Genomic DNA, 20,415 nt, shown 5'->3' with positions numbered 1-20,415 from the left:
AATAAATTACAAGAATAGGAATTAATTATTTATGGCAGAGAATGCAACTATAAGGCTTAATAAAGTCCTAAGAGAACTTAATATTTCATTGGACCGTGCGGTAGATTATCTCGGTTCCAAAGGGCATAATATTGATGCTAGGCCTACTACCAAGATATCCAACGAGGTATATCGAGTTCTTCTGGATGAATTCCAAACGGATATGAGCAAGAAAGTTGCGTCCAAAGAAGTTGGGGAAGAGAAGCGAAAAGAAAAGGAAGCCTTGCGATTACAGTTAGAGAAAGAGCAAGAAGAGAAAAGACTCGCTAGGGAGAAAAGGGCGGAAAGAGAGAATGTTATTAAGGCGAAGGCAGACCTTCCCGGGTTAAAGACCGTGGGTAAGATCGATTTGGATTCGGGGAAAAAGGATGCTGAAAAACCAGTTGAAAACACACCTGAGAAAACGCCAGAAGTAGTGGCTGAAAAACCAGCTGAGAAAGCCGATGAAAAAGTGGTTGAAGAACCAAAAGTAGAGGCCGCCAAAAAAGAAGAAGCTCCTAAAAAGGTGGAAGAGCCTAAGAAGGAAGAAGCCCCTAAAAAAGAAGAGGCGCCTAAAAAAGAAGAAGCTCCTAAAAAGGAGGAGACCCTTAAGAAAGTGGAAGCTCCTAAAACGGTAGGTGCTTCCAAGGTGGAAGACAAGCCTGCTAAAAAGGAAGTGTCCGTTAAAAAGGAAGAGCCCGTAGCTGAAGCTGAAAAACCTAAAAAAGAGGCGGCTTCCGAAAAACAGGAAGAGAAATCTGCAGAAGGTGAAGCAGCGCCAGAAGGAGAAGTGCTTCGGACGCAATATCAAAAACTTACCGGTCCTAAGATAATGGGGGATAAGATTGATCTTACCAAATTTGAAAGACCAAAGAAGAAGAAAGAGCCAGCGAAAGCGGGTGATGCGGCAGATAAAAGAAAAAGACGTAAAAGAATTGTTGCTAAACCAGGGACCGATACCAAACGTCCACCTGCCGCTAGAGGTAGAGGACCGGTAACGAGAAGAGCTCCTGGACAACGTGTAGCAGTTGCTAAGGTAGAGCCTACCGAGGAAGATGTGCAAAAACAAGTGCGCGAAACCCTGGAGAAACTTCAAGGTAAATCCAGAAAAGGTAGAACTGCCGCAAGATATAGAAGAGATAAGAGGGATCAGCACCGTCAGCAGACAGAGAAAGATCTGGAGCAGCAAGAATTGGAAAGCAAAACGATTAAGGTTACGGAATTTGTGACCGCTAGTGAAATGGCTACTATGATGAACGTGCCTACTACTAAGATTATTTCTGCTTGTATGTCTTTGGGTATCATGGTTACCATGAACCAACGACTAGATGCAGAAACATTGTCGATCGTAGCGGATGAATTTGGATATGAGGTAGAATTTGTAACTGCTGACCTAGAGGAAGCTATTGTTGAACAAGTAGATTCTCCAGAAGACCTTAAGCCTAGAGCGCCAATTGTTACGGTGATGGGGCATGTTGACCACGGTAAAACCTCTTTGCTAGATTATATTAGAAAGGAAAACGTTATTGCAGGTGAAAGTGGAGGTATTACCCAGCACATTGGAGCCTACGCAGTAACCCTAGATAACGATCAAAAGATTTCGTTTTTAGATACACCCGGTCACGAGGCCTTTACGGCGATGCGTGCGCGTGGTGCTCAGGTAACGGATATCGCTATTATTGTGATTGCCGCGGATGATGCTATTATGCCACAGACAAAAGAGGCTATTAGTCATGCCCAAGCTGCAGGGGTTCCTATAGTATTTGCGATAAATAAGGTGGATAAGCCAACGGCTAATCCGGAGAAAATAAAAGACGGACTTGCCCAGATGAATTTGTTGGTGGAAGATTGGGGAGGTAAGATTCAGTCTCAAGATATTTCGGCTAAAACAGGTGCTGGAGTAAAAGAATTGTTGGAAAAGGTGCTGTTGGAAGCAGAGCTTTTAGAGCTTACTGCCAATCCAAGCAGGTTGGCATCTGGTACGGTTGTAGAGGCGTTCTTGGATAAGGGTAGGGGATATGTGTCTACCGTCCTTGTTCAGACAGGTACCTTGAAAATTGGTGATTATGTACTTGCTGGTACTTGTAGTGGTAAAATTAAGGCCATGCAGGATGAGCGAGGTAATTTAGTGAAAGAAGTAGGTCCGTCTAGGCCAATTTCAATCTTAGGATTGGATGGGGCGCCACAGGCAGGAGATAAATTTAACGTTTTTGAGGATGAGCGCGAGGCAAAGCAAATTGCAACTAAGCGATCTCAGTTGCAAAGGGAGCAGTCAGTTAGGACGCAGCGCCATATAACGTTGGATGAGATTGGAAGACGAATTGCGCTTGGAGACTTTAAGGAGCTTAATATTATCCTTAAGGGAGATGTGGACGGTTCTGTAGAGGCGTTAACGGATTCGTTCCAGAAACTTTCTACCGATGAGATTCAAGTGAATATTATTTATAAAGCAGTTGGTGCTATTACAGAGTCCGACGTGCTATTAGCTTCAGCTTCAGATGCAGTTATCATTGGGTTTAATGTAAGGCCAATGGGTAACGCGAGAATGTTAGCGGATAAGGAAGAGATAGATATCCGGATGTATTCCATTATTTACGATGCTATAGATGACCTTAAAGATGCTATGGAAGGTATGCTTTCTCCAGTAATGAAGGAAGAGATAACTGGTACGGCTGAAATAAGGGAAACCTTTAAGATTTCTAAAATTGGAACTATTGCGGGTTGTATGGTGACTAGCGGTAAGATCTTTAGAAACTCTAATATCAGATTGATTAGGGATGGTGTGGTTGTCTTTACTGGTGAGCTATCTTCTCTTAAGAGGTTTAAGGATGATGTTAAAGAAGTCGCTAAAGGATACGACTGTGGATTGCAGATTAAGAATTACAATGATATCCTAGAATTGGATATAGTAGAAGCATTCCAAGAAGTTGCAGTTAAAAAGAAGCTGAAATAGACAGAATTGCTTAAAGCAAATTAAACCCCGACTCTCATTAATTTGAGATGTTCGGGGTTTTTTATTTTCTGATTTTTCTGATTTTATTTGGTTTATAGTCTTGTGTAAAAACTGGAGTTTTCTAGACGATTGCTAAGAATACGAATTCAATTGATTTCCCGTATAGTTCGCTTCTTATTATTTCAAAAAAATGGGATGCTGAGCATTCCTGTCGTTCTGCTTTATAATTTTTACAAGAATTTTTATTGCAATAGTTTACTGGTTCTTAACGGGGAATTGAATGTGAGTTTCTGATGATTTATTTAAATTAGGAGCTTCTTTTGTTAGTTGTGTGCAGTGATAGTGACTAAAAATCTATTGTGAGGTTTGGGAGGAGCGCTCCTATCAAATGGAATATAGGGACTACGACTTTGGTAACGTTAATTTTGTTGGTGGATTAGAAATGATTATAATGTAATTTAAAGGGGTGTTGCATTGGGAATTGATGCAAGGATAGGTTGAATAGATTGTATTCTGGTTCGTCAAGGAAATGACGGGTTTAAGTAGGAGTCTTGATTGTGGATAGTGTGTACATAAAAAAACGACCTAGTTGGTCGTTTTTTCTGGTTTTAGAAGCATTGCACTGGGATATTTTTGTCTTACCTCTATAAGTTTTTTCTCCCCTTCAAGTAAGGTTCTAAAGTTGCCGATGCGTACACGGTAGCTTGGAGATTCAAAGTCGATTTTTGTGGGCCAATCGGGAAAATCTACATCCACCTTTGCTTTTAAGTTCTGGGCTTCTTGGTGAGAGCCAAAGCCAACTTGAATACGGTAATAATTAGTGTTTTCGTTTACATTTTTATAGATTTTCAGTAGTTGCGTGATTTTACTGTCCTGCTGAATAGTGACATTGCCCTGTTGGGCAGAGCAGAAAATGGCAGAGCATGCCAAAATCGTAAATAAAAAGGTATTTTTCATATGTTTTTAAATTACATAATTAATGCTTTGCAAAGGTAATTTATTAAGAATCAATCAAAAGATTTTATTATTATTTAGAACGGGTATAAATTAGGTGTTATGGTGTCTTTAACATTTCTCAAATAAAGTGTATTGTGTATTTTTGCTTCCAAATTGAGCGAGGGTTAGAAACTCCAGATTATAATGGAGTAAATACCGTGCCAAACTTTCGATAGAAATATTTATTAATATGAAAAAGGTTCCATACCGCAATCTAATTTCTAAGGTTTTAGGTGTCAGTCTGATAGGTTTACTGCTGATTTCAAATTCACTTGTTGCGCAAGAGGCTGCGGAGGCTTCTTCAGGTAGTGCTGATGCAGCTAAGGGTAGGCAATTGTTTAATCAAGATTGTGCGGCTTGTCACTCTTTAACAAGAAAGATGACTGGTCCGCCGTTGGCAGGAGTTGGTGAAAAGTACGATAGGGATTGGTTGTATAAGTGGATTAGGAATAGTTCTGCTTTGATTAAGGCAGGAGATCCTCATGCTGTGAAGATCTACAATGAGTACAATCAAGCAGCGATGACGCCGTTCCCAATGTTGTCCGATGCTGATATCGATAATATTTTAGCCTATACTGATGCTCCGCCAGCTGAGCCTGCCGCAGGTGCAGCTACTGCTACTGCAGGAGGTGATGCCGGTGCCGGTGCTGGTTCGGGTATATCCAACGAAGTGGTTCTTGGTGGATTGATCGCTATTCTAGGGCTGTTGGTCTTGATGTTGGTTTTAGTGAATACAACCTTAAGAAGGATTGCGGAAGCTAGTGGTGTCTCGTTGGAAAAAGAAAAAGCTAAAAAAAGATTGCCGCTATGGAAGGCCTTTGCTAAAAATCAGTTTTTAGTGTTGGTGTTTACTATCGTTCTTTTATTGGCAGGTGCTTATCATGCTTATGGGTGGATGATGCAGTTGGGTGTTGATCAGGGATATGCGCCAATACAGCCTATACACTATTCTCATAAAATACATGCCGGAGATAATGAAATTGAGTGTAAGTATTGTCACTCTTCAGCTAGAGTTTCTAAATCAGCGGGGATTCCTTCTTTAAATCTCTGTATGAACTGTCATGAGTCTATTTATGAATATACAGGTGGACCTGATGGGCCTAGTCAAGAAGATCTTGCTAATGGCTATACCAATGAGTTTTATACTGGGGAAATTAAGAAATTATATGAAGCGGTAGGATGGGATGAGGAGAACCAACGATACACAGGGGAAACCAAGCCTGTGGAATGGGTGAGAGTTCATAATTTGCCTGACTTTGCTTACTTTAATCACTCTCAGCACGTTTCTGTTGCAGGTGTAGAATGTCAAACTTGTCATGGTCCTGTTGAGGAAATGGAAATTATGGAGCAGCATGCTCCTCTAACCATGGGTTGGTGTATAGATTGTCACAGGCAAACAGATGTTAAGGTAGAGGGGAATGCGTATTATGAAAAGATTCATGCAGAACTTTCTGAGAAGTATGGAGTTGAGAAGCTTACTGCTGCCCAGATGGGTGGATTAGAATGTGGTAAGTGTCACTATTAAGCAAACTATTTACAAGATAATTTCAGATATATCAATATGTCATCAAATAAAAAATATTGGAAAAGTGAGGCGGAGTTAAATCCGAACGATTCCATTGTTGAGACGCTAAGGCAGAATGAGTTTACTCAGGATATTCCGGTAGATGAATTTTTAGGAGATAAGGAGACTTTGGCTGCTACGTCTACCAACAGGAGGGATTTTCTTAAGTATGTAGGGTTTAGTACCGCAGCTGCATCCTTGGCCGCGTGTGAAGGTCCGGTGATAAAATCAATTCCCTATGTGGTGAAGCCTGATCATATCATCCCTGGGGTAGCCAATTTTTATGCGACTACTATAGCTGATGGGTATGACTTTGCAAGTGTTTTGGTAAAAACACGTGAAGGTCGACCGATCAAAATAGAGAATAACGTGGATGCAAAGGTGGCTGGGACCGCTAATGCGCGTGTTAATGCTTCGGTATTAACCATGTATGATAGTACCCGTTTGCAAGGTCCTTCTTTTAACGGGGAACCAGTAGACTGGAGCGATGTAGATGGAGCGGTAAAATCCAAGCTGAATTCCTTGAAAGGTTCAGCGAAAAAAATAACACTACTAACCCAAACCTACGCAAGTCCATCTACTTCTAGATTGATTGCTGAATTTAAAGAGGTGTACGGTAATGTAGATCATGTGATATACGATGCGATTTCTGAAGATGCTGCTCTAACAGCTTTTGAAGCCAAGTATGGTGAAAGGGCATTGGCAGATTACGATTTTGAAAAAGCAGAACTTATAGTCTCTTTTGGGGCTGACTTCCTTGGGGATTGGCAAGGTGGTGGATATGATAGTGGTTACTCTAAAGGTCGTGTGCCTAAAAATGGTAAAATGTCTAGGCATGTGCAGTTCGAGGCGAATATGTCTTTGTCAGGAGCTAATGCCGATAAGAGGGTTCCTCTAACTCCAGCGCAGCAGAAAGTGGCTTTGGCTTACTTTTATGGTAAGTTGAGCGGTGCATCGGTTGGGAGTGGAAATCTTCCTGAAAGCGCAAAAATTGCTTTGGATGCTGTTGCAGCCCAAGTGAAGAAGAATAAAGTTAACTCGGTAGTGATATCGGGTATCGAGGATGTTAATGCCCAGGCTGTGGTACTGGCTATTAATGAAATGTTGGGAAGTAAGGCATTCGATCCTTCTGCTCCAAAATATATAAGGCAAGGAAATAAAGCTGCTCTTAATGCACTTATCGCAAACATGAAGTCTGGTAAAGTAGGTGCGTTGTTAATGGATGGGGTTAACCCTGCATATACGTTGCCAAATGCCGGTGAATTTGTGGAGGCTTTGCAAAATGTAGATTTAACATTGGCTTTCTCTACTAATGTAACGGACACCTCAGAAGCGGTGCAGTACGTTGGGGCTTCCAATCACTATTTGGAGTCTTGGGGAGATGTTCAAATTAAAAAAGGATATTATAGTTTAATGCAACCTACCATTAAGCAATTGTTTGATACAAGACAGTTTCAGACCGCTTTGCTTAATTGGATGGATAAGGATGTTTCTTATTATGATTACATAAGGGAAACATGGAATAATGGGATTTTAGCTGGTGGCGACTGGAACCAAGCTTTGCACGATGGTGTGTTTGTAGCTGGGAACGGAGCTGTGGCTGATGAAGTAGTTGGTGAAAATTCGGAAGAGGAGCAAGTTGGGTCAGTTTCAATTTCATCGGCACTGTCTAGTTTGTCCAGTGCTACTGCTGATGGCATGGAGCTAACCCTATATCCTAAAATTGGAATGGGAGATGGCCAGCAGGCAGGGAACCCATGGTTGCAAGAATTCCCAGATCCTCTAACTAGAGTTTCATGGGATAACTATGTTACTGTTTCCAAGGCAGATGCTGCTAGTCTAGGTTTGGTTAATGACCATTCCGCAGATGGTGGTTTAAATGGAAGTTATGTTACTCTTACCGTAGACGGCGCTACTCTTGAGGGAGTTCCGGTAATTATTCAGCCCGGTCAGGCTCCTGGTTCAATAGGGCTTGCCTTTGGATACGGGAAAACGGTGGGGATGAAGAGTGAGATGCAGACTGGGGTTAATGCCTATGTTCTGTATAAGAACTTATCCAATACTCAAAATGTAAGTATAGAGAAGACCTCTGGAATGCATCAATTTGCAAGTGTGCAGTTGCATAGGACTCTAATGGGTAGAGGAGATATTATAAAAGAGACTACCTTAGAAATTTTCAATACTAAAGATGCTAAAGAGTGGAATGCTAAGCCTGTGGTGTCTTTGGATCACCAAGAGGTTCCTGCAACTAGTGTGGATCTTTGGGATAGTTTTGATCGTTCAATAGGGCATCACTTTAATTTGTCTATAGACTTAAATGCTTGTACGGGATGTGGGGCTTGTGTTATTGCTTGTCACGCCGAAAATAACGTACCTGTAGTTGGGAAAGCAGAGGTTAGGAAATCTAGGGATATGCACTGGTTGCGTATAGATAGGTACTACTCTTCTGAAGATACTTTTGCTGCAGACATTACTAAGAAGGAAGAGTTTGATGGACTGTTTGGAGATAATGGTTCGTTGGGTGGTTTTGGTGAGTTGGAAGATCCGGCTGCAAACCCACAAGTGGTTTTCCAACCAGTTATGTGTCAGCATTGTAACCATGCTCCCTGTGAAACGGTTTGTCCTGTTGCGGCAACGTCGCACGGGCGTCAGGGACAAAACCATATGGCTTATAACAGATGTGTGGGTACAAGATATTGTGCGAACAACTGTCCGTATAAAGTGAGAAGGTTTAACTGGTTCTTGTACAGTGATAACGATGAGTTTGATTACCACATGAACAACGATTTAGGTAAAATGGTAATTAACCCGGATGTAACCGTAAGGTCTAGAGGGGTTATGGAGAAATGTTCCATGTGTATCCAGAAAACACAAAAGACCATTTTAGATGCTAAACGTGACGGTCGTGAGGTGAAGGATGGAGAGTTCCAGACTGCTTGTTCAGCTGCTTGTGGTAACGGAGCAATGGTATTTGGAGATATTAATGATAAGGAGAGTAAGGTTGCTGAGTTGAAAGAAAGTGATCGTATGTATCATCTTCTTGAGTACATCGGAACAAGACCAAATGTTTTTTATCACACCAAAGTGAGGAATACAGAAGAAGCTTAATCAAAATAAAAAGGAACGTAACTATATATTAAATTATGGCGTCGCATTACGAAGCACCTATACGAAAACCCTTAGTACTTGGAGATAAGAGTTACCACGATGTAACTGTGGATATCGCAGCTCCGGTAGAGGGAAAGGCCAATAAGCATTGGTGGATTGTATTTTCCATTGCCTTGGCGGCATTTCTCTGGGGGGTTGGTTGTATTATCTACACGATATCTACTGGTATCGGTACCTGGGGATTAAATAAAACAATTGGCTGGGCCTGGGATATTACCAACTTTGTTTGGTGGGTTGGTATCGGGCATGCCGGTACGCTGATCTCAGCAGTTTTATTGTTATTTAGACAGAAATGGAGAATGGCTATTAACCGTTCTGCGGAAGCGATGACCATTTTCTCTGTTATGCAGGCGGGTTTATTCCCGCTAATCCATATGGGAAGACCATGGTTGGCTTATTGGGTGTTGCCCATACCTAACCAATTTGGATCCCTATGGGTAAACTTTAACTCGCCTTTGTTGTGGGACGTATTCGCAATTTCTACTTACTTGTCCGTATCCTTGGTGTTCTGGTGGACAGGTTTGTTGCCAGATTTTGCGATGATCAGGGACCGTGCGGTTAAGCCTTTCCAAAAGAAAATCTATAGCTTGTTAAGCTTTGGTTGGACAGGTCGTGCAAAAGACTGGCAGCGATTTGAGGAAGTTCACTTGGTATTGGCAGGTTTGGCCACCCCTCTTGTACTTTCTGTACACACTATTGTATCGTTTGACTTTGCTACCTCGATCGTTCCTGGATGGCATACCACAATCTTCCCTCCCTACTTCGTTGCTGGAGCGATCTTCTCAGGATTTGCCATGGTGAATACCTTATTGATCATCATGAGGAAAGTTAGTGGGTTGGAAGACTATATTACGGTACAGCATATTGAATTGATGAACATTGTTATTATGTTGACTGGTTCTATAGTAGGTTGTGCTTATATTACTGAGTTGTTCATAGCGTGGTATTCTGGAGTAGAGTATGAGCAGTATGCATTCTTAAACAGAGCAACTGGACCATACTGGTGGGCTTATTGGGCAATGATGACCTGTAACGTGTTCTCTCCACAGTTTATGTGGTTTAAGAAACTAAGAACTAGTATTATGTTCTCTTTCTTTATATCTATTGTGGTGAACATAGGGATGTGGTTTGAGAGATTCGTGATTATTGCTACGTCTTTACACAGGGATTATATGCCATCTGCTTGGACAATGTTCTCGCCAACTTTTGTAGATATAGGTACCTTTGTAGGGACAATAGGATTCTTCTTTGTATTATTCTTGTTGTACGCTAGAACGTTCCCTGTTATTGCACAGGCGGAGGTGAAGACTATTTTAAAATCTTCCGGTGATAAGTATAAAAAACTTAGGGATGCTGGAAAGCCATTGTATCAAATTTCTACTATTAGACCAGTAGTAATGGAGAGAAAACCGATTACAGATGACGTAATAATGGGTGAGGTTGCTCCTGTAAAGGATGATAAAACTGGAATCTCTGAATTGCTGAATGCGGTGGGGACGTATGATCCTGTCACGCAACAACCTGATAACCTTAAAGAAATAAAAGGTATAGGGCCTCAAATGGAAGCTAGCCTTAATCAAATTGGGATTTTTACATTCGCACAGGTAGCACGTATGACCGATAGAGAATATGATTTATTGGATGCGATTACAGAATCGTTCCCAGGCAGGGCACAAAGAGATGATTGGGCAGGACAAGCAAGGATTTTAATCAATAAGAAATAAGTATATGGCGTCTAAAGTTATACATGCGTTTTATGATGATGACGATGTGCTAATGCATGCTGTTAAAAAGGTAAAAGCGGCCAAGCATCATATAGAAGAAATATATTGCCCATTTCCCGTACACGGGTTGGATAAGGCAATGGGATTGGCTCCAACTAGATTGGCTATTACCTCCTTTTTATACGGATGTGTTGGTCTGGTGATCGCAATCGCAATGATGAATTACATAATGATCGAAGATTGGCCTCAAGATATTGGAGGTAAGCCTAGTTTTAGTTTTATAGAAAACATGCCGGCTTTTATTCCTATTATGTTTGAGCTAACGGTTTTCTTTGCAGCTCACCTTATGGTGATCACTTTCTTCTTAAGAAGTAGATTGTGGCCTTTTAAAGAAGCTGAGAATCCAGATGTAAGAACAACTGATGATCATTTCTTAATGGAAATAGAAATTCATGGAAATGAACAGGATCTTATGGATTTGTTATTAGATACTGGAGCAGTCGAAATTAATATTACAGAAAAGTAGTCATAGAAATTATGAATAATTTTAGCAAAATAGGGATTGTACTTGGTTTGGTCTTATTAGTTGCTTCATGCTCTGATAAGCGTAGTAGGAATTTCGAGTTTATGCCCGATATGTACAAGTCCGTAGGATATGAAACGTACCAACAAGTAGATTTTCTTCCAAATGGGACATCTGCTGGGCTTCCTGTAGATAATACCATTGCAAGAGGTTGGATTCCCTATGGGATAGAAAACAGCATTGAAGGCAAAGAGCAGGCAAGGCTAAACCCAAGTCCATTGGATTCCCTAAACAAGGAAGAGAACTTAAAGATAGGTAAAGAGCTTTATGCTATCTATTGTTCCCTTTGTCATGGAGATAAAGGTGATGGACAAGGTAATTTAGTGAAAAGGGAAAAAATTCTTGGAGTACCAAGTTATGCCGATGTAGCTAGGAATATAACGGTAGGATCTACCTATCATGTTATTTATTATGGGTTAAACTCCATGGGTTCCTATGCTGGGCAATTAGATACCAAAGAGCGCTGGCAAGTAGCGGAATACGTAATGACCTTGAAAGAAGATTTAACAAAATAAGATCTAGATATTAGCAATATGTATACTTTTTCAAATAGATTAAAAATTGCTTCCTTCATCCTAATGGCTGTAGGCGTTTTGGGAATTGGCATCGGTTTCATGACTGCACCAAGTACAGTGGAAGATGCAAAAGCAATGGTTGCATCCCATAACGATGGGCACGGAGATGCGCATGTGGTAGCCCAAGATCATGATGCTTCCCATTATGAGCATTTGTTACATCAATTACAGAACAAGCCCTGGGCCGCATTATACGTAGCTGCACTTTTCTTTATGATGATTGCACTTGGGACATTAGCATTTTATGCCATACAACGTGCAGCGCAAGCAGGTTGGTCTCCCTTGTTATTTAGAGTAATGGAAGGGATTTCCGCCTACCTGGTTCCTGGAGGAATAATAGTGTTTATAATTTTAGTATTATCCGTTGCGCACCTTAACCACCTATTTGTTTGGATGGATCCTGAAGTAGTTGCGAATGATGCATTGATACAAGCAAAATCGGGTTATCTTAATGGGCCTTTCTTCTTAATTAGAGCAGCTATTTTCTTAGCGGGTTGGATCCTATATAGGGAATATTCAAGAAAATTATCCCTTGCACAAGATGAATCCAATGACGATAGTAACTTTAAGTTAAACTTTAGAATTTCAGCCGGTTTCTTGGTATTCTATCTTATTACTGAATCCATAATGTCTTGGGATTGGATTATGAGTGTTGACCCACACTGGTTTAGTACCCTTTTTGGATGGTATATTTTTGCTGGTATGTTTGTTACAGGAATTACTGTAATAGCCATGGTTACCATTTATTTGAAGTCTAAAGGGTATTTAAAGGATGTGAATAATAGCCATATTCATGATTTGGCTAAATTTATGTTCGGTATTAGTATTTTTTGGGCGTATCTCTGGTTCTCTCAATTTATGCTGATTTGGTATGCGAATATTCCAGAAGAAGTAACTTATTTCGTTACTAGGATTGCAGATTATAAAGTTCCATTTTTAGGAATGTTAGTATTAAACTTTGTTTTCCCTCTTCTATTGTTGATGAACAGCGATTTTAAAAGAATCAACTGGTTCGTTATAATGACAGGTATCGTTATTTTAGTAGGACATTATATGAATGTTTATGTGGCTATTATGCCTGCTACGGTTGGTGATCAATGGTCTATAGGTATTCCAGAAATTTCTTCAGTATTATTCTTTTCAGGCTTGTTTATATTTGTGGTGTTTAGGTCGCTTACAAAAGCACCTCTACAGCCAAAACGCAATCCTTTTATTGAGGAAAGTAAACATTTTCACTATTAGTTTTTAATTAAAGTATAATTTCAAATCATACGATGACTGCATTATTAACCATAATTGTTATAATATTAGTTGGAATTGCCATATGGCAAATGACCAAGATATTCGAATTGTCCCAGATCGGAACTAGCAATACACAAATTGCTAACGACTCCGATAATAAGTACAATGGGTATTTAATGGTGGCGTTTTTGATCTTTCTATATGGAATTACCATTTTTAGTTTTGTTAAATACACCAAAACACTATTGCCTGAGGCGGCATCTGAGCACGGAAGTGAATATGATGCGTTGATGCTAGCTTCTATGTTGGTTATCTTTTTTGTACAAACTATTACCCAATTTCTATTGCATTTTTTCGCATATAAGTACAGGGGTGAAAAAGGTAAAAAAGCATTGTTCTATGCAGATAATGATCGGTTAGAGTTTATTTGGACCATTATACCGGTTATAGTATTGTCTGGACTTATCTTATGGGGTCTTTATGCATGGACCAATATTATGGATATCAATGATGAAGACGATCCATTAACTATAGAGCTGTATGCACAGCAGTTTAGTTGGACAGCTAGATATGCAGGTGATGATAACGTGCTTGGGGATGCTAACGTAAGAATGATCGATATTGATAAGGCTAACGTGCTTGGTATTGATAACTCTGACCCTAACGCAATGGATGACATTGTTGTGAAAGAAGTTCACTTGCCAGTGGGTAGAAAGGTGAATTTTAAAATTAGATCGCAAGATGTTCTTCACTCCGCATATATGCCACACTTTAGAATGCAAATGAACTGTGTGCCTGGAATGGTTACTCAATTCTCCTTTACCCCTACAATTACTACTGCTGAGATGAGGCAAAAGCCTGATGTTATCGATAAAGTAAATGGGATCAACAAGCTCCGTGCAGAAAGGGCAGCCAATGGAGAGGATAATAGTGACCCATGGGAATTTGACTATGTGTTGTTATGTAATAAGATTTGTGGAAAATCACACTATAATATGCAGATGAAAATTATTGTTGAAACTGAGGAGGAGTATAACAAGTGGATTGAAAGTCAGCAGACTTTCGGAAAGTCAATTGCCGCTCAACAATAATTCGAATTTAATTAATAACATTAAAAAAATATAAACTTACAACTATGTCTGTAACAGCTAACGCACATGTAGAAGATCATTCAGGTGATCACGGACACCATCACAAGGAAACCTTTGTGACCAAATATATTTTTAGTCAGGATCATAAGATGATTGCAAAGCAATATCTTATTACTGGGTTGATCATGGGTGCTTTAGGTATCCTTATGTCAGTATTGTTTAGGATGCAGTTGGCATGGCCAGGGGAGTCTTTTGCTATTTTTGAAGCTATATTGGGAAAGTGGGCCCCGGGAGGTGTAATGGATGCCGATGTTTATCTTGCATTGGTGACCATCCATGGTACGCTAATGGTTTTCTTCCTGCTAACAGCCGGACTTAGTGGGACCTTTAGTAACTTACTAATTCCATTGCAAATTGGTGCCAGAGATATGGCTTCTGGTTTCTTGAATATGTTGTCCTTTTGGATATTCTTTGTTGCCTGTATTATAATGTTGGCTTCTCTGTTCTTGGAGGCAGGGCCTGCAGCAGCCGGTTGGACTGTATATCCTCCATTAAGTGCTCTGCCTATGGCGCAACCAGGTTCTGGTCTAGGTATGACCCTTTGGTTGGTATCTATGTTCTTCTTTATTGTACAATCACTATTGGGATCACTAAATTATATTGTTACCGTAATCAATCTAAGGACCGAGGGTATGTCTATGACTAGATTACCATTGACTATCTGGGCATTTTTTGTTACTGCTATTATTGGAGTAGTTTCTTTCCCAGTTCTTTTATCTGCTGCCTTGTTGCTGATTATGGATAGAAGTTTTGGTACTTCTTTCTTTTTGTCGGATATTTTTATCCAAGGCGAAGTGCTACACTACCAAGGAGGATCTCCAGTATTATATGAACACTTGTTCTGGTTTTTAGGACATCCAGAGGTTTATATTGTAATTCTACCAGCAATGGGCATTGTATCAGAAGTGATGGCGGTAAACGCTCGTAAACCTATTTTCGGTTACCGTGCGATGATTGCTTCCATTTTGGCAATTGCATTCTTGTCTACCATTGTATGGGGTCACCATATGTTCGTTTCAGGGATGAACCCATTCCTAGGATCGGTATTTACCTTTACTACTTTATTAATTGCGATTCCTTCCGCAGTAAAAGCATTTAACTGGATTACCACTCTATGGAAAGGTAATATTCAGTTTAACCCTGCTATGCTGTTCTCTATTGGTATGGTTTCTACTTTTATATCTGGTGGACTTACTGGAATTATATTAGGGGATAGTACTTTGGATATTAACGTACACGATACCTATTTTGTTATTGCTCACTTCCACTTGGTAATGGGTATATCTGCACTGTATGGTATGTTTGCCGGTATTTATCACTGGTTCCCGAAAATGTTCGGAAGGATGATGAATAAAAATATGGGATATGTCCATTTTTGGGTTACCGCGGTTTGTTCCTATGGGGTATTCTTCCCAATGCACTTTGTGGGTATGGCAGGCGTGCCACGTAGGTACTATGAGAATACAGCATTCCCAATGTTCGATGACTTAGCTGATGTACAAGTATTAATGACGGTGTTCGCTATTGTTGCTGCCTTGGTACAATTAGTCTTCGTTTATAATTTTATTAAAAGTATATTCTATGGTGTTAAGGCAAGCCAGAATCCATGGAAAGCCACTACCTTGGAGTGGACTACTCCGGTAAAGCACGTTCACGGAAACTGGCCTGGAGCACTACCAGTAGTTCACAGATGGCCCTACGATTATAGTAAAACCCATGAGAATGGTGAATATATAATACCAACTCAGGATTTTGTGCCACAAGATGTGCCTCTATTCGAGGATGAAGATGAACTGCAGCATTAAATAAATAACTTTAAGTGATAAAAAAGTCCATCCTATGATGGACTTTTTTTGTATCTTCAAAGTAATGGTTCTTAAATCAGCGCTATCACTAAGTGTCGTGCTAGCCTAAATAAGATCATCCCTGCTACACTTTTGTAATCTTAAGTGTAAGTAATCTAGATGTTGAGATAGCACGTCCTAGGAGGTGATAAGCATTTTAGGAAGGATAAAAAAAGTTGACAATGCATAGAATAGAATTTCATCATTTTAAATCCAACGTATTGAAGAAAATTGTTATCGTACTGCTGTTACTTGTAAATGTTGCAGCCTACGGCCAGAGACAGCCCAAAATTAAAGGCAATAGAAATGTTATTGAAGTTAAGGAAGACCTGCCTTTCTTTAATGCTATTATTCTGGAGGATGATTTAGACGTAAATCTTAAATCTGGTCAAATTCATGGCTATGAAATAGAAGCTGATGATAATTTAGTAGATGTGTTGAGATTCACTGTGGAGAATGAAACCCTCAGAATAAGCTCTTTCTACAATATTACAAGGAAGAAAAAACTTAACATAACGGTGATTTTTGACCAGTTACACCATATAACCATTAACAATGGGAAGATTTTAACCAAAGACACCTTCTTTACGGATGCGCTTAGGGTAGATATGAATGCTAATGCAAAAGCAGATTTATCTGTAAATACAGCGTATTTAGATATACATATGGACGAGAAGAGTAGTGGAGACTTTAGAATGGAGGGTGATACTTTAAATATAAACCTTAAGGATAAAGCTAAATTAAAGCTCTATGCCGTAGCCCGCGCCACAAATATTGAGTTGGTGAAAAATGCTAGTGCTTTTCTTGAGGGCGCATCGGCTCAAGTTCAATTTAATTTGATGGACAATGCTAGCCTAAAAGCCAATAAACTAGAAGTAGATCATATTGTAGCTTCTTTGGATGGCAATGCTTCTGCCGAGGTAAATGTGACCAATGTTTTAGAGCTTTTTGCTTCTGGTTCATCTAAAACCCATGTGTATGGGGACGGTAAAATAGATCTTCAAGAGTTTCTAGATACCTCAGAGTTATATAGACGTAAATAATAACAACAATTTATAGATGGGGTTATACTTTTAAAATGGTTTTTCTTACCATTCCTAAATTATAGATTAACTAGCAATCGTTGCTGTCATACAATGGTCTGGAATACCAAATCCATCCACTAACACCTCAATGTGTGGTCGTAATTCAGTACTTAATCGTTCAACCCTTTGACGAATGGCTTTAGATTTTGTGCCCCCTATATATCCTTGCTCTAGAAACCAAGAAGCATCTTCCCTTATTTCATGAAGTGCAAACAAAATCCCGAGCTTTCTAAATAGTTCCTGGTATTTTAGATCTTCTATACTATCTGTAGAATTGACAAAAGTGCTGTATGCCAGCTCGCAACTGTATGCTTTTCCCAATGCTAGTAAATGGGTCTGTACCTTTAAAAATGCTTGATAACTTGGTACTCCCTTTTTAATATAATCCTTTATCCGCATGGCTAGGGAATATGTGAGTCTTCTCGTTCTGAATTTAAAGGCATGTTGGTGGAACTTTGGATTGTAAAGATGATCTTTATCTACTTTATTGGAATAGGCGGGATTTATTGCTACCATTTTATCTTTAATTTGGGCGCTTATTAACTTTAATACGGCTGTAAAACCGCCACTGTTAAGTTCGCTATTAAAGTCGGACAGTATCCCTTTTGCTGCCAATTGTAGTAATACGGTATTGTCACCTTCAAAGGTGGTGAAAATGTCTACATCGTTTTTTAGATCCGGAATTCTATTTTCTAGAAGGTAACCTTTGCCGCCACAGGCTTCCCTACACTCTTGTATGGTCTCATTGGAAAACCAGGTAATGGTTGATTTTAGAGCCGCGACTTGTGATTCTATTTTTCGTTTGTCCGATATCGTATCGTCACTATACTGCCGCATTACTTCTTCCAAAGTGGCATGGTAAACATAGCATTTTGCAATGGCAGGGGTAAGCCTTAATTGATGTGACGGATAATCCATGATGAGATCTTCTTGGATTTTTATATTGTCATTAAACTGTCGCCTATTTAATGCATATTTCACAGCAATGGCAAGGGCCATTTTAGCACCACCCAAAGCGCCTTTTGCAACGCATATCCTACCGCCAACCAAGGTGCCTAACATAGTAAAAAAACGTTTGTTCGGATTCTTAATGTCGGAGTGATAACTTCCATCAGCTTGTATGTCTCCATACTTATTTAAGAGATTTTCTCGCGGTACCTCCACTTGGTTAAACCATATCTTTCCATTGTCCACTCCATTTAAACCTAGTTTATAGCCACTATCTACTATTGTAATTCCAGGAAGTGTGTTGTTTTTATTATCCCTTAAGGGTACTAGGATGGCATGCACCCCGCGATTCTTTCCATTAACGATCAATTGAGCGAAGACGGTAGCCATAGTGCCATGGAGGGCATTTCCAATGTATTCCTTATTATCATTCTTGCCTGGAGTGTGAATGGTAATCGTATCATTCTCCGGGTTGTAAGTTGCTGTGGTTTTAATCCCTCTTACGTTAGATCCATGTCCGGTTTCCGTCATAGCAAAACATCCCAATAAACGAGCATTCCCAATGTCTTTCAAATACCGGTCGTGGTGTTTTTTAGTGCCTAATTTTTGAACGCTACCACCAAATAGACCAAATTGTACCCCAAATTTTATGGTAAGGCTACCGTCTACAAACATCAGTTGTTCAAAGATACTAGCATATAATTCCATATTGTCTCTTCCGCCATATGCCTTGGGATATGCTATTGCCCCAATTCCTTTCTTTCCCAAAAATTGAACCTGGTTAAGTACGTTTATCCTAAAATCATCTAAATCCCTATTAACCTCCCAATTGAAGAGCGGATGAGAAAGGAGCTCTCCTAATTCTTCTAATTGTTGTGCATGTTCTCCCCTAAGTAAGTTACTTATTTCGTTGGCGATGTAATAGTCAGATGTTTTTTCTGTTACCACTTCTACCTCAAATAAATGATGATAATGATTTGGCTGAATCCCGAGGTTGATTTCAATTTCCGCTAAATTCTCATTTATAGGACTATTTCCATTGTTTATGGCGGCTAGTTTTCTGCTGAATGAGCTTAGGGGGTAGGTGTCGCTTTCAATTAACTTGATGCCAGAGAGTGAAATCAGTTCGGCCCAACTTTTAATGACCTTCGTTTTTGGTGGCTGCTCCTTGTTGAGCCATGAATAAAGCAATTTCTTTTCCTCCTCCGAAAGGGTGGGATCACTTTCAATAATACGTCTCACCACCGTTACTTCGGAGACAGAGAGCAAATCATCTGACCAAATAACAAAAAAGAAGGGGATGTATTGAATGATGTTCGCAGTATAATTAATTCTTTCCATACTCTGAATTTACCAATTATTTTTGTTTTATAATCTCTAGCGCTATTCTGAGTCAATATTATATTCTTTAGCTGCCAAAAATAATCTCATTAAATATGGATTTTTTAAGGAAGCAAGAGAATTGATCTATATTAAAGTAATTGAAACACGATTTCCATTATCTTTGAAGTATGAATGAGAATTTGGATCCCACAACGGAAGGATTTAGCCCTGAGGAATTGGATATTGATAGAGCTTTGCGGCCTATAACTTTTGATGACTTTACGGGCCAGGAGCAAGTATTGGAGAATTTAAAGGTGTTTGTTGAGGCAGCCAACCAACGTGACGAAGCCTTGGATCACACGCTGTTTCACGGCCCTCCTGGACTAGGTAAAACAACACTTGCCCATATTTTGGCAAATGAGCTGGGAGTGGGAATTAAAATTACATCTGGACCAGTATTGGATAAACCTGGAGATCTAGCAGGATTATTGACCAATCTTAATGAGCGGGATGTACTCTTTATTGATGAGATCCACAGATTGAGCCCTATTGTGGAAGAATATTTATATTCTGCTATGGAGGATTATAAAATAGATATTATGATTGAATCTGGACCAAATGCTAGGTCCGTACAGATTAACCTAAACCCGTTTACCCTCATAGGTGCCACCACCCGATCCGGATTATTGACGTCTCCCATGAGGGCCAGATTTGGAATCCAAAGTAGGTTACAATACTATTCCACGGAATTGTTGTCTACTATTGTGGAGCGAAGTGCAGAAATTTTAAATGTCCCTATAAGTATTGAGGCCGCTATAGAAATTGCGGGCAGAAGTAGGGGAACCCCTAGAATTTGTAACGCCTTATTAAGAAGGGTGAGGGATTTTGCGCAGATAAAAGGAAATGGACGCATAGATATCGAAATTGCTAGGTTTGGCCTAAAGGCATTACATGTTGATGCCCATGGATTGGACGAAATGGATAATAAAATTCTGACTACCATAATTGATAAGTTTAAGGGAGGACCAGTAGGTATTACTACTTTGGCTACCGCCGTTTCTGAAAGTGCCGAAACAATAGAAGAGGTGTACGAACCCTTCTTAATACAACAAGGATTTATTATGCGTACCCCAAGGGGAAGGGAAGTAACAGAACTAGCCTACAAGCATTTGGGAAGAATAAAAGGCAATGCCCAACAGGGATTGTTTTAATCTACAGGATTTATATAAGGCTGTTTTTAT

Annotated in this window: 13 protein-coding genes; 11 read left to right on the top strand and 2 right to left on the bottom strand. The window is 39.8% G+C overall.

The features are described 5' to 3' along the window. Positions 1-31 precede the first annotated feature (31 nt). Entirely contained in the window at positions 32-2,971 is a 2,940-nt protein-coding gene (infB, locus tag G466_RS0104130; protein WP_026812513.1) for a translation initiation factor IF-2, read from the top strand. Positions 2,972-3,556: 585 nt separating this feature from the next. Here the strand turns inward: infB and G466_RS0104125 are convergent. Next, on the bottom strand, positions 3,557-3,928 hold the full coding sequence (locus G466_RS0104125) for an SPOR domain-containing protein (protein WP_026812512.1): 372 nt from the start codon (positions 3,926-3,928) through the stop codon (positions 3,557-3,559). A 229-nt stretch (positions 3,929-4,157) separates the two neighbouring features. Between G466_RS0104125 and G466_RS0104120 the strand changes: the two genes are divergently transcribed. From G466_RS0104120 to G466_RS0104080, 9 genes are all read left to right on the top strand, one after another. Further along, the gene (locus tag G466_RS0104120) at positions 4,158-5,492 is read left to right on the top strand and encodes a c-type cytochrome (protein WP_026812511.1); all 1,335 of its coding nucleotides are present in this window, start codon (positions 4,158-4,160) and stop codon (positions 5,490-5,492) included. A 36-nt stretch (positions 5,493-5,528) separates the two neighbouring features. Then, positions 5,529-8,639, top strand: a complete 3,111-nt coding sequence (locus tag G466_RS0104115) for a TAT-variant-translocated molybdopterin oxidoreductase (protein ID WP_026812510.1) — start codon at positions 5,529-5,531, stop codon at positions 8,637-8,639. Positions 8,640-8,674: 35 nt separating this feature from the next. Then, positions 8,675-10,423: an NrfD/PsrC family molybdoenzyme membrane anchor subunit gene (nrfD, locus tag G466_RS21415; RefSeq protein WP_084418725.1), complete on the top strand. Its 1,749-nt coding sequence runs from the start codon at positions 8,675-8,677 to the stop codon at positions 10,421-10,423. Positions 10,424-10,427: 4 nt separating this feature from the next. Next, positions 10,428-10,949, top strand: a complete 522-nt coding sequence (locus tag G466_RS0104105) for a DUF3341 domain-containing protein (RefSeq protein WP_026812509.1) — start codon at positions 10,428-10,430, stop codon at positions 10,947-10,949. A gap of 11 nt (positions 10,950-10,960) precedes the next feature. Beyond that, complete coding sequence (locus tag G466_RS0104100; protein ID WP_026812508.1) at positions 10,961-11,521, top strand: c-type cytochrome; 561 nt, start codon at positions 10,961-10,963, stop codon at positions 11,519-11,521. An 18-nt stretch (positions 11,522-11,539) separates the two neighbouring features. Next, positions 11,540-12,823 (top strand): hypothetical protein, encoded by a 1,284-nt coding sequence (locus tag G466_RS0104095; RefSeq protein WP_026812507.1) that lies wholly within the window; start codon positions 11,540-11,542, stop codon positions 12,821-12,823. A 32-nt stretch (positions 12,824-12,855) separates the two neighbouring features. Further along, positions 12,856-13,914 (top strand): cytochrome c oxidase subunit II, encoded by a 1,059-nt coding sequence (locus tag G466_RS0104090; protein WP_026812506.1) that lies wholly within the window; start codon positions 12,856-12,858, stop codon positions 13,912-13,914. Positions 13,915-13,958: 44 nt separating this feature from the next. Continuing rightward, positions 13,959-15,779 (top strand): cytochrome c oxidase subunit I, encoded by a 1,821-nt coding sequence (locus G466_RS0104085; protein WP_026812505.1) that lies wholly within the window; start codon positions 13,959-13,961, stop codon positions 15,777-15,779. A 221-nt stretch (positions 15,780-16,000) separates the two neighbouring features. Beyond that, complete coding sequence (locus tag G466_RS0104080; protein ID WP_051315518.1) at positions 16,001-16,861, top strand: GIN domain-containing protein; 861 nt, start codon at positions 16,001-16,003, stop codon at positions 16,859-16,861. Between the two features lie 66 nt (positions 16,862-16,927). Here G466_RS0104080 and G466_RS0104075 read toward each other — a convergent pair whose 3' ends face one another. Beyond that, the gene (locus G466_RS0104075; RefSeq protein ID WP_026812503.1) at positions 16,928-19,192 is read right to left on the bottom strand and encodes an acyl-CoA dehydrogenase family protein; all 2,265 of its coding nucleotides are present in this window, start codon (positions 19,190-19,192) and stop codon (positions 16,928-16,930) included. A gap of 170 nt (positions 19,193-19,362) precedes the next feature. On the opposite strand from G466_RS0104075, the gene ruvB reads away from it, so the two are divergent. Then, the gene (gene ruvB / locus G466_RS0104070; protein ID WP_026812502.1) at positions 19,363-20,385 is read left to right on the top strand and encodes a Holliday junction branch migration DNA helicase RuvB; all 1,023 of its coding nucleotides are present in this window, start codon (positions 19,363-19,365) and stop codon (positions 20,383-20,385) included. The last annotated feature ends 30 nt before the right edge of the window (positions 20,386-20,415 follow it).

Source organism: Arenibacter certesii DSM 19833 (assembly GCF_000429545.1).
Taxonomy (GTDB): Bacteria; Bacteroidota; Bacteroidia; order Flavobacteriales; family Flavobacteriaceae; genus Arenibacter; species Arenibacter certesii.
The sequence above is the reverse complement of the archived record's forward strand: the minus strand, read 5'-3'. Positions and strand labels throughout refer to the sequence as shown.

Excerpts from the sequence above, each read along its gene's own strand:
- G466_RS0104085 (WP_026812505.1), top strand. The coding sequence starts at position 13,959 with ATGTCTGTAACAGCTAACGCACATGTAGAAGATCATTCAGGTGATCAC.
- G466_RS0104090 (WP_026812506.1), top strand. The coding sequence starts at position 12,856 with ATGACTGCATTATTAACCATAATTGTTATAATATTAGTTGGAATTGCC.
- infB (WP_026812513.1), top strand. The coding sequence starts at position 32 with ATGGCAGAGAATGCAACTATAAGGCTTAATAAAGTCCTAAGAGAACTT.
- G466_RS0104120 (WP_026812511.1), top strand. The coding sequence starts at position 4,158 with ATGAAAAAGGTTCCATACCGCAATCTAATTTCTAAGGTTTTAGGTGTC.
- ruvB (WP_026812502.1), top strand. The coding sequence starts at position 19,363 with ATGAATGAGAATTTGGATCCCACAACGGAAGGATTTAGCCCTGAGGAA.
- G466_RS0104075 (WP_026812503.1), bottom strand. The coding sequence starts at position 19,192 with ATGGAAAGAATTAATTATACTGCGAACATCATTCAATACATCCCCTTC.
- G466_RS0104125 (WP_026812512.1), bottom strand. The coding sequence starts at position 3,928 with ATGAAAAATACCTTTTTATTTACGATTTTGGCATGCTCTGCCATTTTC.
- G466_RS0104095 (WP_026812507.1), top strand. The coding sequence starts at position 11,540 with ATGTATACTTTTTCAAATAGATTAAAAATTGCTTCCTTCATCCTAATG.
- nrfD (WP_084418725.1), top strand. The coding sequence starts at position 8,675 with ATGGCGTCGCATTACGAAGCACCTATACGAAAACCCTTAGTACTTGGA.
- G466_RS0104080 (WP_051315518.1), top strand. The coding sequence starts at position 16,001 with ATGCATAGAATAGAATTTCATCATTTTAAATCCAACGTATTGAAGAAA.
- G466_RS0104100 (WP_026812508.1), top strand. The coding sequence starts at position 10,961 with ATGAATAATTTTAGCAAAATAGGGATTGTACTTGGTTTGGTCTTATTA.
- G466_RS0104105 (WP_026812509.1), top strand. The coding sequence starts at position 10,428 with ATGGCGTCTAAAGTTATACATGCGTTTTATGATGATGACGATGTGCTA.
- G466_RS0104115 (WP_026812510.1), top strand. The coding sequence starts at position 5,529 with ATGTCATCAAATAAAAAATATTGGAAAAGTGAGGCGGAGTTAAATCCG.